Annotated in this window: 18 protein-coding genes and 3 pseudogenes; 8 read left to right on the top strand and 13 right to left on the bottom strand. The window is 34.1% G+C overall.

Annotation, left to right across the window (positions count from 1 at the left end):
* Positions 1-147 precede the first annotated feature (147 nt).
* From HRG09_RS17860 to HRG09_RS17840, 5 genes are all read left to right on the top strand, one after another.
* Entirely contained in the window at positions 148-351 is a 204-nt protein-coding gene (locus HRG09_RS17860; RefSeq protein ID WP_098165964.1) for a hemolysin XhlA family protein, read from the top strand.
* Positions 351-590, top strand: coding sequence for a holin (locus tag HRG09_RS17855; protein ID WP_174102232.1), 240 nt, complete (start codon positions 351-353; stop codon positions 588-590). The genes HRG09_RS17860 and HRG09_RS17855 overlap by 1 nt, the downstream gene beginning before the upstream one ends.
* Complete coding sequence (locus HRG09_RS17850) at positions 587-1,633, top strand: N-acetylmuramoyl-L-alanine amidase (RefSeq protein ID WP_174102231.1); 1,047 nt, start codon at positions 587-589, stop codon at positions 1,631-1,633. Before HRG09_RS17855 ends, HRG09_RS17850 begins: the two co-directional genes overlap by 4 nt.
* A 293-nt stretch (positions 1,634-1,926) precedes the next feature.
* Positions 1,927-3,015, top strand: coding sequence for a RapH N-terminal domain-containing protein (locus tag HRG09_RS17845; protein ID WP_174102230.1), 1,089 nt, complete (start codon positions 1,927-1,929; stop codon positions 3,013-3,015).
* Positions 3,015-3,275: a hypothetical protein gene (locus HRG09_RS17840; RefSeq protein WP_174102236.1), complete on the top strand. Its 261-nt coding sequence runs from the start codon at positions 3,015-3,017 to the stop codon at positions 3,273-3,275. Before HRG09_RS17845 ends, HRG09_RS17840 begins: the two co-directional genes overlap by 1 nt.
* Before the next feature lie 165 nt (positions 3,276-3,440).
* Here the strand turns inward: HRG09_RS17840 and HRG09_RS17835 are convergent, their stop codons facing one another.
* From HRG09_RS17835 to HRG09_RS17810, 6 genes are all read right to left on the bottom strand, one after another.
* Entirely contained in the window at positions 3,441-3,839 is a 399-nt protein-coding gene (locus HRG09_RS17835; RefSeq protein WP_375335767.1) for an SMI1/KNR4 family protein, read from the bottom strand.
* Between the two features lie 348 nt (positions 3,840-4,187).
* Entirely contained in the window at positions 4,188-4,745 is a 558-nt protein-coding gene (locus tag HRG09_RS17830; protein ID WP_174102229.1) for an RNA 2'-phosphotransferase, read from the bottom strand.
* Positions 4,738-5,097 (bottom strand): hypothetical protein, encoded by a 360-nt coding sequence (locus tag HRG09_RS17825; protein WP_174102228.1) that lies wholly within the window; start codon positions 5,095-5,097, stop codon positions 4,738-4,740. The genes HRG09_RS17830 and HRG09_RS17825 overlap by 8 nt, the downstream gene beginning before the upstream one ends.
* An 18-nt stretch (positions 5,098-5,115) precedes the next feature.
* Positions 5,116-6,846, bottom strand: a complete 1,731-nt coding sequence (locus HRG09_RS17820; RefSeq protein WP_174102227.1) for a T7SS effector LXG polymorphic toxin — start codon at positions 6,844-6,846, stop codon at positions 5,116-5,118.
* Positions 6,843-7,205, bottom strand: a complete 363-nt coding sequence (locus HRG09_RS17815) for a DUF3958 family protein (RefSeq protein WP_174102226.1) — start codon at positions 7,203-7,205, stop codon at positions 6,843-6,845. Before HRG09_RS17815 ends, HRG09_RS17820 begins: the two co-directional genes overlap by 4 nt.
* 41 nt (positions 7,206-7,246) lie before the next feature.
* The gene (locus tag HRG09_RS17810) at positions 7,247-7,522 is read right to left on the bottom strand and encodes a TIGR04197 family type VII secretion effector (RefSeq protein WP_174102234.1); all 276 of its coding nucleotides are present in this window, start codon (positions 7,520-7,522) and stop codon (positions 7,247-7,249) included.
* Between the two features lie 287 nt (positions 7,523-7,809).
* Here HRG09_RS17810 and HRG09_RS17805 point away from each other — a divergent pair.
* Positions 7,810-7,923: pseudogene (locus HRG09_RS17805) on the top strand (N-acetylmuramoyl-L-alanine amidase); the annotation flags it as partial.
* A gap of 45 nt (positions 7,924-7,968) precedes the next feature.
* On the opposite strand, the gene HRG09_RS17800 reads toward HRG09_RS17805, so the two are convergent.
* From HRG09_RS17800 to HRG09_RS17775, 5 genes are all read right to left on the bottom strand, one after another.
* Positions 7,969-8,271, bottom strand: coding sequence for a hypothetical protein (locus tag HRG09_RS17800; protein ID WP_174102225.1), 303 nt, complete (start codon positions 8,269-8,271; stop codon positions 7,969-7,971).
* Positions 8,272-8,530: 259 nt separating this feature from the next.
* A complete protein-coding gene (locus tag HRG09_RS17795) occupies positions 8,531-8,893 on the bottom strand; it encodes a hypothetical protein (protein ID WP_174102224.1) in 363 nt (120 codons plus the stop codon).
* 31 nt (positions 8,894-8,924) lie between these two features.
* The gene (locus tag HRG09_RS29395) at positions 8,925-10,595 is read right to left on the bottom strand and encodes a T7SS effector LXG polymorphic toxin (RefSeq protein WP_262386352.1); all 1,671 of its coding nucleotides are present in this window, start codon (positions 10,593-10,595) and stop codon (positions 8,925-8,927) included.
* Complete coding sequence (locus HRG09_RS17780; RefSeq protein WP_174102223.1) at positions 10,592-10,954, bottom strand: DUF3958 family protein; 363 nt, start codon at positions 10,952-10,954, stop codon at positions 10,592-10,594. The genes HRG09_RS29395 and HRG09_RS17780 overlap by 4 nt, the downstream gene beginning before the upstream one ends.
* Positions 10,955-10,994: 40 nt before the next feature.
* Positions 10,995-11,270, bottom strand: coding sequence for a TIGR04197 family type VII secretion effector (locus HRG09_RS17775; RefSeq protein ID WP_174102222.1), 276 nt, complete (start codon positions 11,268-11,270; stop codon positions 10,995-10,997).
* Positions 11,271-11,554: 284 nt separating this feature from the next.
* Between HRG09_RS17775 and HRG09_RS29025 the strand changes: the two are divergent.
* A pseudogene (locus tag HRG09_RS29025) lies at positions 11,555-11,671 on the top strand (N-acetylmuramoyl-L-alanine amidase); the annotation flags it as partial.
* Positions 11,672-11,724: 53 nt separating this feature from the next.
* Here HRG09_RS29025 and HRG09_RS17770 read toward each other — a convergent pair.
* On the bottom strand, positions 11,725-11,901 hold the full coding sequence (locus tag HRG09_RS17770; RefSeq protein WP_174102221.1) for a hypothetical protein: 177 nt from the start codon (positions 11,899-11,901) through the stop codon (positions 11,725-11,727).
* Positions 11,891-12,124, bottom strand: coding sequence for a LexA family protein (locus HRG09_RS17765; RefSeq protein WP_174102220.1), 234 nt, complete (start codon positions 12,122-12,124; stop codon positions 11,891-11,893). The genes HRG09_RS17770 and HRG09_RS17765 overlap by 11 nt, the downstream gene beginning before the upstream one ends.
* Positions 12,125-12,319: 195 nt before the next feature.
* On the opposite strand from HRG09_RS17765, the pseudogene spoVFB reads away from it, so the two are divergent.
* Positions 12,320-12,508 (top strand): annotated as a pseudogene (gene spoVFB, locus HRG09_RS17760) (dipicolinate synthase subunit B); the annotation flags it as partial.
* Positions 12,509-12,653: the final 145 nt, after the last annotated feature.

Raw genomic sequence — 12,653 nt, 5'->3', positions numbered from 1 at the left:
GTTCAAAATTATGTACCAAAATACAGACCCGACACCATCGGAACATTACGAGACTAGAGTGACAATTTCTAAAGTGTAAAAATAACCAAGTGAATTCAAGCGTGCAATAGCAGGCTTTTTTATTTTGTCTAAAAAGGGGTGGGTAAAGTGGATAAATGTAAAGAGTGTGAAGAGAACAAATCCAAGATGCAAAACGTAGAGATACGTCTTGCTGTAGTAGAAAGTAAAGTAGCAAAAATCGAAGAAAACATTGAAAAAATCCTCAACAATACAAATTGGCTTGTAAAAAGTATTGTTGGTGGGATTATTGCAGCTATTCTTGCTTTTCTATTGAAAGGAGGTGGTATGTAATGGTTAATTTAGCTGTCATGATCGGAATTGTTGTTGGTCTTTCACAGATTGCAAAAACAATTGGATTACAAACAAAATACATTCCGTTAGTGGATTTAACGCTTGGCATTGTGCTAGGCGTTTTATTTTTGCCGCAAGACTTAAAAATGAATGTATTTCAAGGAATCATCATTGGACTGTCAGCAAGTGGATTATTTGACCACACAAAAATTTTAAAAAAGGATGCTGATGTGAAATGAAACAAACGTTAAAAGGTTTTTCTTCGGTTTTATTGGCAATTGTATTAGTATTATCGATTGCAACAAGCGTATTTGCTGACAGAGTTTTAATTATTCCGGATTTACCAAAACAACCATATCGTTGTGGCGTTGGTGCTCACAGTACAGCAACTCCAGAAGCTCCGGCTATTAATATTCAAAAATACGAAACTCGTACATGGAGAAATGCTTTTGTTCATTATGCAGTTGATTGGAATGAAACAATCCAAATTGCTGATACAAAATACATTACTTATGGTGCGGGACCAAGTGCAAATAAACGATTTGTACATGTAGAGCTTTGCGAAACACGTGATTATAAGAAATTTAAACGTAGCTATGATAAATATGTGAAGTTACTTGCTAAAATCCTACGTGATCGTGGTATCAGCGTAGAAAAAGGATTGTGGACACATAGTGATGTAACGCATCATCTTGGCGGTACAGACCATGAAGATCCACTTGATTATTTACGCAGTCACGGTGTATCAGAAGCACAATTCCGGGCAGATGTGAAGCGTGCATATAGTAATTCTAATGTTGATGTTTCTGTTCCAGATCAACCATCTAAACCAGAAGAAATACCCACAGCAGTAACGGATGGAGTGGCATATATTAATGGTTACAACGTTAACTTACGTAAAGGACCAGATACAAGCTATACTGTAATTCGTCAACTTAACAAACCAGAATCATATGTTGTGTGGGCTGAAAAAGATGGATGGTTAAATCTTGGAGGGAATCAATGGATTAAATACAATCCTTCTTATGTGAAATTCGATAAGAAGAGCACAGTGGATGCATCTATTGTAGGAAACCGTGCTGTTTCTAAAGTGGACAACCTACGTTTCTATGATTCTCCATCTTGGCAAGATAAAAACGTTGCTGGTACTTTAGATACAGGATTAGGATTTGCAATTGATGAAAAAGTAAATGTAAATGGTTCTCCGCAGTACAAGGTACACAACAGCAAAGGTAAAACATACTATGTTACTGCAAATAAAGCCTATGTATATGTGAAGTAGGAAATGAAAAAAGAGCATTCTGAATTGGGAGGAATGCCCTTTTTCTTGTATGTTTACCTATCGTACAAGGTTATCCTTCTTTATTTATAAGAGAGTTTGTCCTAATCATACATGATTAATTTGTTTTAAAAAGCAATAAAAAGAAACCGGCTCTTAATTGAGTCGGTTTTTTTAAGCTTTATCTCCCTAGGAAAATATTTTCTGATAATTATTTTTCAATTAATTTAAACAGGGAGTTTATATACAATATATAGAATTATGCTAGTATTCAGGAAAATGAGGGGGGACTTGTTATGAGTGCACATATAGTAACTAAAGAGCAAATCAAGTACTTATTAGATACTTGGTATCAATCAATGTTGAAACAACAAGTGGAGAAAGCAAGGCAACTAAAAGAAGAAATTGACAATAATATTAATCATGTAGAATTGGATGAAGATGTATTACTGTATTTTGCCTTATTAAATTTCAGATATAATGTGCTGACTAACTGGATTTCGATTAAAGAAGATAGCTTTAATAATGTTGAATCTTTTGAAATTCCTAACAAAGGATACTTGGCATATTATTATCACTTTTTCAAAGCCATTTATCTTATGTTTGTTACAAAATATAAAGAAGCAAAAGAACAATTTGAGACAGCTGAAAATCTTTTGAAATATGTTCCAAATAAGTTGGAACAGGCGGAATTTTATTATCGATTAGGCTATTTTTATAATCAGTCTTATCAACATATGTCAGCGATTGATTGCATAAAAAAAGCAAAAGAAGAATTCATAAAGCAACCAGATTGCGAGATTAATGTTGCTTTATGTGAAAATATGTTTGGATTATGTTGTATCGATTTAAGACAATTTGAATTAGCTGAAGAAACATTTAATGCTGCACTAGATGTATTTCAAAAAGCTAATCATAAAAAATATGTGTTGATGGTTCGAAATAACCTAGGATTACTGTATGCAAATCAAAATTTATCAGAATTAGCAATTCGTCATTTATCAGAAGTTACAAATCACTCTCAAAATCATTTTCGTGCAATTTATTTGGAATCGGATGAAAATTTGAAAATAGGTGAATATGAAAAAGCTAAAGGATTAATAGAAAAAGGATTGTACATCTGTGATCAACTGGAAAATCAGGAGTATCAACATCGTTTCATGATTTTAAAAGCAATGAATACAAATACAGCTGCAATGGAAAAGGCTGTTTTGGCAGGAATTTCGTATTTCGAAAAAGAAGAATTATTTGATTGCATTGAAGAATATGCAGATCGTTTAGCTGATAAATTTTATAATGACAACAACTATGAAAAAGCAGTCGAGTATTATCGCATGGGTAAAGAAGCCCGAAAAAAACAAATGGAAAAAGGAGCATTAAGATGATAAAAAAAATCCTCTTAACAACAATAGGTTGTGCATTTGCGGTATCTATAACAACTGGATTTTCGACATTAAACAAAGGAGATGACGGAGCACCTGTAAGGCCAGATTTAGCGTTAAATAAAGTTGATACGATATCTGATAATAAGGGAGATGGTGGCGGAGCTCCTGCAAGACCTGACTATGTTAATATTGGTGACGGTGGTGGTTCTCCTTCTAATGCGGATGGAAACGGTGGAGGAATTGTAGCAAAAGAAATTTAAATACATTTACAGTAAAAGAAGAACGTTTACCCTCACTACAAGGCGTTCTTCTTTTTTCACTTCAAATCAGATATCTTTCTAACTTCTTTTTCTTTCGCTTTAAATGCTTTTTATACTGCTTGTTTCATATATTTTTGTGTTTTTATTTTTAGCATCACGTTTTTGTTACTCTTGATCATCATAAGCATCTCCAAGTGATTCAAAATCACTCTTCAGCCAATACCAATATTGTCCTTTATTCTTAATAAGTTTTTCAAGTAGATCAGTGAACGAAGTTGCGATAATTTGCGACTCTCCAACAAGTCCATGTCGATCAAAGAAACTATCATAACATCTCCCTAGTCTTTCTTCATTAAGGTCTATTGTTAAATAATCATTCTTACCATCATTGCATATGATATACCAATTTGATGAAATATCTTCTTCACATAACTCTCCTACAATTACGGGATTAGCTAAAACAAATTCTTCTGGGGTAACAATATGAATAGGATATTCCTCATTTTCAAATAAAGTAAGACCGCCACAGATACTATAAAACTCCTTTAAATCATCTGGTAGTATATGCTTATTCTCATCAATTATTGGTAATTCTGTAGGCTCATGAACTCGACAATTAGGTAATGATTTTATTTTTTTATCAATTGATTTATATTTTCCATCTCAATTACTCCCTAAAATTATATTGATTAAAAGCTCTATAATACTCCACTTAAATAATAATTTTTAATTTAAATCAATAAAAGAGACCTCAAATGTGAGGTCTCTTTTATTGATTATTCTCCATTTGTAACTTTCTCTTCACTTACTCCAAGCCAGGTAACATGGTTCATTGAAATATACAATCCTAATGAAGACTTGTTCTTCAAAAATTTCTTTTCTTGCTCTCACAATCTAGCAAAATAGACTAAATCAATTCTTATAAATTGTGATAAATTCACTAGGAATCTCATCTGCTAACCAAACTTTTTCATTTCCTAAATAAAATTTAATGCCTTCTTCTCTAGCTTTTTCAGTATTAACTTCTAAAATAACAGGATGCTTATCTTTTCTTTTTCCCACTAATGCAGCAGTTGCAATATCTTCAGAAAGATGGACATATTGTCTAGACATAGGTGACAGCCCATTTGATTCAATAGAATTTAAAAAGCGAGGAGATGTACCATGATAAAGGAATTTAGGTGGAACGCCTTCTTCCTTTACTATTTTCATGGGAATAGAATGTCCATACAACGCACGAATTTTATTCTCTTTTAGCTCATGTCTTTTTTTCTCTGATTTCTCAATCATTATTTTTAAATCCTCTATCTTCACATCTCTCCATTCAATTGATTGATGAAGTGCGTGTAAAAGTTGGTCAACAGACACCCAACCATTTTCATCTAATTCCAATTCGTATTCCCAAGGAGCATGACGTAAAGCATAAGATACTTCTTTACTGAAATTTGTATAGAATTTTTGTTTATTCAATTTCTTCACTCCGATTGTAATCAATCATTTCTTTCATAGCACATTCAACCCACTCCCAAAAGTCATCAAATTCTTTTCTTTGTTCAAAACCTTCAGAAGCAAAATCATGAATAAGTTGAACTTTATTTCCTTTGCCAATTTCAAAACATGCAGTATCATCATTATCAACTCTTTTAGCGAAAGGAATCAACTTACGATTAGGGTATCTTTTCTTCATACCATGGTATATGTTAGTAGCCTGTTCTGATTCCATTAAAAACCATATATCAAAATTAACTAAATCTAATTCAACTAATCTTTCATAAGATTCAGGGTATTTATAAATAGATTCATCCATATAAAAATTTTTCATAGTTACCACCATTTCTTTCTACTTCATTTTTTCTAGGTCATACGATCCCATTGGATTATTATTTCTAAAACTTGCTTTTTGTTTTCGTATTCTTAAATCTAAAGCTTCCCCCCATGTCTTAGGCACACCTTTAGGGGTTGTAAATCTAGCAACCATATCTGCTGGAAGAGGGTCGCTATAATTTCTAATAGTTGCTTGAACTTCTATTCCAACTTCTCTAGCTGCAGCAACCCTTGTATTATCAATAGTCGTAAGATTGCCATCTGGCATTTTAACAACATCAATTGGATCACCTTTCCAGCCATTAGATTTCATACTAGCAATAAATTCTTCTGAACCATTTACAGAAGTTTGACTGAATCTAATTTCTGAAGGATTAACATTCTTAACAATACCATTAAGTCCGCTGGCTTTCTCACTAGTATTATCCATCCCTTTAGTAGCATTTCCCTCTTTATCAAGTTTACCATTCTCTTTAACTTTATTAACATGCCCACCAGAAGACGAAGAAGACTGGATTTTTTGAAGAGTATCCTGAGCAATATCAAGTCCAGATCGTATACCATTTCCACCAGAGAAAGCATAAGAAACATCTTTCTTAAAAGATTGTAAAATTTCCGATGCTTGCTTCAATTCTTTTACTAGCGTTACGCCTTTAGCTAATGTACTTGCTCCACCTGCTCCTTTTATTCCTTTTGTGACCAGGCTTGCTTTACCTAGTCCTTTATCAGCAATTAGACCGATAGCTATTTGTGTTAATCCATAAGTAGTCCATTGTGTACGGCTCTCTGCATCGCCATCTATTATATCTCGTTTCATAGTACTTGAAAATGCATGCCACATATTTTTTGCCGTTTCATCCAAATGTAAAATCGCATATGTAACATTAATAAAAGTTCCTATATCCATATTCCTTATATCCATGTTACTTAAAGTTTCCATGGACTTGATTCCATCTTCAACAGCTTTCCCTGTTCCGATTAAAGTACCATTCCACATCTTTTTTACTGTTTCGAACATTTTAACTGCATCGTCTACCGTATCGTCCCAAGCCTTTCTAATCGGAGATTTTTCTTCTAGCTTACCGCACATTTCCCCATCTTTAATTGAATGGTCAGCTTTTCGGGATTTTTCTTCTGTAATCGCTTGAATAGAAGTCGTCCACTCCATATTCAATCCTTGCGTACTAAATGTGCCACTTGCAAGACTAAACCCTTTTCCGCTTTGGACTTCGGCAAGTCCTGTCGCAATGCTAGCGGCTAATTGAATTGCTGTACTATAGTTATTGCTAGAGGTCTGATTGAATTGATACAGATGATCTAACTTTTCTTGCAGTTTTTGCCTCATGACAGTAAAAAGATTCGCCATAGCGTCCAGACCAGGGATTGGCATAGCTTGACTGACAGCTTCCATACTGGTTTTCATTCGGTCAATTTCTCGAATTTGTTCTAATATTTCTTGTTCAATGACATCAGTTGAAGCTACCTGGGATTGAAATTGACTTGGAAAGGCATCATTCTGACGAATTAATTCTTCACATAAGTAAATGATTCCTTGCGCTAAAGGACGAAAGGTTTGTGCAAAAAATGCTTTTGCACTGCTATATGTTTGGCCTTGTAGAACAGTATCAATTGCAAAAGCGTCAATCGACTGAATAGCTTGTTCCATACCTTGAATGGTAGCGGTACATACAGCGTTCATGCTTTGAGTTTGGCTTTGTACTTCTCCCAAATACATATTTAAACTCATGCATTGACCTCCCTTACTAATTGTTGTTGCTGATAGGAAAGGTCGTTTTCTAAATCACTAAGGTCTCGTCTTTCTTTAAGCAACGTTTCTTTTTGGCTTTCCAATTCGAATGTAAGTTTTCGTTCAATGTGTTGTGCCTCTTGACGCATATTCATAAAAAAGTGAGATAATTCTCTATCGCCGTGCCAAGTTTCTAAAATACGGTTAAATAAACGATTGCTTTGACTTTTCCATTCGTGAAAATCTGTTTCCGCTTGTTCCTGAGTTTGAATCACGGATTGATTTCGGTCTTGTTCTTCAAATACACTTCGTAACTTTTGATTTAATTGATTGATTTGTTTTTCAATATCTTGACTCATTGTATTCCTCCTACCATTTTACCTTTACGTAGGTTGTTACATTAGCGAAAAGTGTTGTGAAGTTCGTTATCCATTCTCTCAAACTCTTTGGCTACTGAATGAATGTTATCCACTGCTTGTTGAAAAGCGGCACAAAATTGTTTCGTTAAATCTAAAGCTTGTTGGTTTGCTTCTTGTGCTTTGGAATTAACAGATAGCGTAGTACGCGTCGCCTTTTTTATAGAACGATTTGTTGCACTTTGGATTGTATCCGAAGCTGCTCTCATTTGAGTAGCGATTTGTTGTGCCGCTTGAAAATTACTTTGAAATTGTCCTATCGCTCAAATCCTTTCTATATTTCTATGAACGTATTAAAGAAGGGGAGTGCCTAGGTATATATGTCCATTATTCTACTGTTCTTCATAGGAACACCCCTGGAAAAATATTGCGAATCTAATTAAATAATTGGCTATGTTTTCCTTGAAAAATTCCTTTTTATAACATGTGTGTGTTACAGTCGTCAGTCGATGGGGGAGAGTTCATAATGAGAGAAAGGGCTTTGCCAGGAATGAAATGATAGATAAAGAGATTAGATATGGCTTGAATAGTAGAGATGAGTATAATATTTACAATCGATGCAAAAGTAACTGTAAATGGATCATCACAATACAAAGTACACAATCCGAAAGGGAATACGTACTATATTACGGCTAGTGATGCGTATGTGAATGTTCGTTAATTTAACGAAAAAAGACCGCCTTTTACGGGCGGTCGATTTTTCTTATTAAGTGTTTTTTAATGCTTGTTTTAGTGTTTTAACTGTTTGTTCAAGCCATTCTAATGGTGTTATTTCTAATCCTTCAAAATATATTCCATCTGCAGAAAACTGTATGTACTCATTTTTTTCTTTATCACTATAATCACTTTGAATAAACCCAGTTAGAAAAATAATAGCGTCTTGTAAATATTTTTTGGATGCCTCTTCTAGTAATTCTTGGAGTGCTTCTTCATAGAAAGTATCTTGATGAAAATTACTCGCAAGAAATTGAAATACTTCATCATCCTCGAAATTGTTTTTTAATAACATAATCTTCCTCCTATAATCATTGTGGATATCCGGTTAAAATAAAACTCCCATTGCCGTCTTTTCTGCAAAGGAAGAGTTGCAAAAGAGCATCCACTTAAAGGATGCTCTTTTGTATAATATATTCTTTACAGTTTCCTCATTGATTCTATTTAAGTTACTATACTCATTTATCCAGAAAGTTTGAAAGACATTTATCCAATCAAGGTTATTTAAGAATTATTTATTTTCTTATCTTATCTAGTTTCAACTAATAATAATTTTATTTCCACAATGTAGAGGTAATTTGTTTTAAATGAAATTCAATATATTCAATAACTTCTTTATAATTATCAGATGTAAATTCGTGAATTGGGTTTTCCCAATCCATGTTTTTCATAATTAAAACTAGGTAATTACCATCGGGGGAAATATCAGGGTTCCAACCGAGATCCAATGTAATCGATGATTTCTCATGATAAAGCTGCAACAAACTTTCAGTAAACATAAACCAGCAATCGTCATCGGGTTCCAAATTTCGCGGATCTATTTCAACAAAATTGTTATAGTTCACTTTCCATCCTTCTGTTATCCTCAAGGGATGAATATTTACTTTAGGAACATCTAACTTAACAGATTTTCTCATGATCATAACCTCTTTCACAATTTCTAGTCACTTAATCTAATTTTCTTAAATATTTATTTAACCTTTCTCCAGCGATTGGATGTCCATGATACACATTTCCACTTGTAAGTTCTGCTCTAATCCAACTAGTTGGTTTACCATTATCATAACCGATAACTTTTCCCGTATCATAAATGAAATAGTAATTATTATTACCATTATCAATTATATGCCCTTTTATCAGTGCTTCTTTTTCTATTACCTTATTATTTGCACTCGGTATATATTGAGCATGCCTTTTACCTGTTTCACTAAATTTTTTTGCTTCTTCAGAAGTTCTAGCCTTTAGATGTTTATTATCATGAGGAGAGTAATTTGCATTATTTATCTTGGTTCTAAAATCTTTTCTACCATAGTAACTATCATGAGCTATTTCATCATGCTTTTTTGAGATATTAGGTTTAGTAGTACCGGTAGTATTAGTAGCATTATTAGTCTTTGCAAAATTATAATAGGCTTGATTTAGTTCGCTTTGAGGTATCTTGGTTAGGATATTTCCACCAGCAAAAGCATATGAAACATCTTTCTTAAAAGATTGTAAAATATCAGATGCTTGCTTCAATTCTTTTACTAGCGTTACGCCTTTAGCGAATGTACTTGTTCCACCTGCTCCTTTTATTCCTTTTGTGACCAGGCCTGCTTTACCCAGTCCCTTATCGAGAATAACACCAATCCCTATTTGTGTTAATCCATAAGTAGTCCATTGTGTACGGCTCTCTGCATCCCCATCTATAATATCTCGTTTCACAGAATTTGAAAATGTATGCCACATATTTTGTGTCGTTTCATCCAAATGTAAAATCGCATATGTAACATTAATAAAAGTTCCTATATCCATATTATTTAAAGTTTCCATGGACTTGATTTCATCTTCAACAGCTTTCCCTGATCCGATTACAGTACCATTCCACATCTTTTTTACTGTTTCGAACACCTTAACTACATCGTCTACCTTTTCGTCCCAAGCCTTTCTAATCGGAGATTTCTCTTCTAGCCTACCGCACATTTCTCCATCTTTAATCGAATGGTCAGCTTTTCGGGCTTTCTCTTCTGTAATCGCTTGAATAGAAGTCGTCCACTCCATATTCAACCCTTGCGTACTAAACGTGCCACTTGCAAGACTAAATCCTTTTCCGCTTTGGACTTCGGCAAGGCCTGTCGCAATGTTAGCAGCTAATTGAATTGCTGTACTATAGTTATTACTAGATGTTTGATTAAACTCATACAGGTGATCTAATTTTTCTTGCAGTTTTTTCCTCATAGCAGTGAAAAGATTCGCCATAGCGTCCATACCTGGAATTGGTATAGCTTGACTGATGGCTTCCATACTTGTTTTCATTCGGTCAATTTCTCGAATTTGTTCTAATAACTCTTGTTCAATAACATCTGTTGAAGCTACCTGTGATTGAAATTGACTTGGAAAGGCATCATTTTGACGGATTAATTCTTCACATAAGTAAATGATTCCTTGTGCTAAAGGACGAAAAGTTTGTACAAAAAATGCTTTTGCACTGCTATAAGTTTGTCCTTGTAGAACAGTATCAATTGCAAAAGCGTCAATCGCCTGAATAGCTTGTTCCATACCTTGAATGGTAGCGGTACATACAGCGTTCATGCTTTGAGTTTGGCTTTGTACTTCGCCTAAATACATATTTAAACTCATGCATTGACCTCCCTTGCTAGTTGTTGTTGCTGATAGGAAAGGTCATTTTCTAAATCACTAAGGTCTCGTCTTTCTTTTAGCAACGTTTCTTTTTGGTTTTCCAATTCGAATGTAAGTTTTCGCTCAATGTGCCCTGCTTCTTGACGCATATTCATAAAAAAATGAGATAACTCTTTATCCCCATGCCAAGTTTCTAGAATTCGATTAAATAAACGATTACTTCGACTTTTCCATTCGTGAAAATCTGCTTCCGCTTGTTCCTGTGTTTGAATCGCGGATTGATTTCGGTCTTGTTCTTCAAATACACTTCGTAACTTTTGATTTAATTGATTGATTTGTTTTTCAATATCTTGACTCATCGTATTCCTCCTACCATTTTACCTTTACGTAGGTGTTACATTAGCGAAAAGTGTTGTGAAGTTCATTATCCATTCTCTCGAACTCTTTGGCTACTGAATGAATATTATCGACCGCTTGTTGAAAGGCGGTGGAAAATTGTTTCGTTAAATCTAAAGCTTGTTGGTTCGCTTCTTGTGCTTTGGAGTTAACAGATAGCGTAGTACGCGTCGCCTTTTTTATAGAACGATTTGTCGCACTTTGGATTATATCCGAAGCTGCTCTCATCTGCGTAGCGATTTGTTGTGCCGCTTGAAAATTACTTTGAAATTGTCCCATCGCATAAACCCTTTCTATATTTCTATGAACGTATTAAGGAGGGGGAGTGCCTAGTATGTACATTATCCTATTGTTCTTCATAGGAACACTCCTGGAAAAATATTGCGGATTTAATTATAACAATAATTGGCTATGTTTTCCTTAAAAAATTCCTTTTTATAACATGTGTGTGTTTACAATCTTCAGTTGGGAGCGGAGAGTTCATAATGAGAGAAAGGGCTTTGTCAGGAATGAAATGATAGATAAAGAGATTAGATATGGCTTGAATAGTAGAGATGAGTATAGTATTTACAATCGATGCAAAAGTAACTGTAAATGGCTCATCACAATACAAAGTACACAACATTAAGGGCAAAACATACTATGTTACTGCAAGTCCAACTTACGTAAACGTACGCTAACTTAACAAAAAGAAACCGGCTCTATAATCGGAGTCGGTTTTATATATGCTGTGTTAAATAGGATTAGGCGGAAGGATAGGACCAACAGGTAGAATAGGATCAGCAGGCAATAGCATATCAGTAAACACACGATTTCTAACTTGAGCTCTTGTTACATGAAAATAATCGCCTACATTTGCCACAATTCGATAACGTACTGGGTCTACTGGTGCTATTGGATCAGTTATCACATTCAATTCCTCCTATTAAAATTTTAATTGCTCTTTTTTTCGATGGATTACGATAGATATACCCCTTTTTCTCTAAAGCTTTTAAATGAAAATGTACAGAAGCTGTGGATGACATATCCATGGCTTCTCCAATTTCACGTACAGTTGGAGGATACCCGTTTTCTAAGATTTTTTGCTGCATGAAAGTTAGAATTTGAGCTTGTCTAGGAGTTAATGGTTTCATTGTGTAATACCCTCTCTTTGTATAGGAAATAATTAACTATATAATACTAAATAAATAGAATAAAATCAAACATACGTTCTGTTACAAGCGACAAAAAATGTGTACATAATGGATGGTTAAACCAGTTTAATTTCTCATCATGTTTATATATAATAGAAGAAATTAAAAAATAAATACCTTTGTCGCCATCATGTTGGTGTCAACCTTATGCGTTTAATGGCGACCAAACACATTTATTTTGTGCCATTTGGGCAAGATGCACCGGAGAAAAAACCAAATTCAATGGTAGCTCGTATGGAGTTGCTTGAAGATACGATAATAGAGGCATTAGAAGGAAAACAATTGCAACCGGTTGTTGTAGAAAAATTCAGATATATGAATTAAAAAACGAAAAAAAACAGACAATTTTTTATGAAACCATCATTCTTATCGCAGAATATGATAAAATTAACGTTATTAAGATTAGAAGGGGTATTTTATACTCCTTCTCATTCTAAGTATAGAAGGATTGGTATCTAGAAAGGGGCAT

This window comes from Bacillus sp. Xin1 (assembly GCF_013314535.1).
In the GTDB taxonomy this organism is placed as follows: Bacteria; Bacillota; Bacilli; order Bacillales; family Bacillaceae_G; genus Bacillus_A.
The sequence above is the reverse complement of the archived record's forward strand: the minus strand, read 5'-3'. Positions and strand labels throughout refer to the sequence as shown.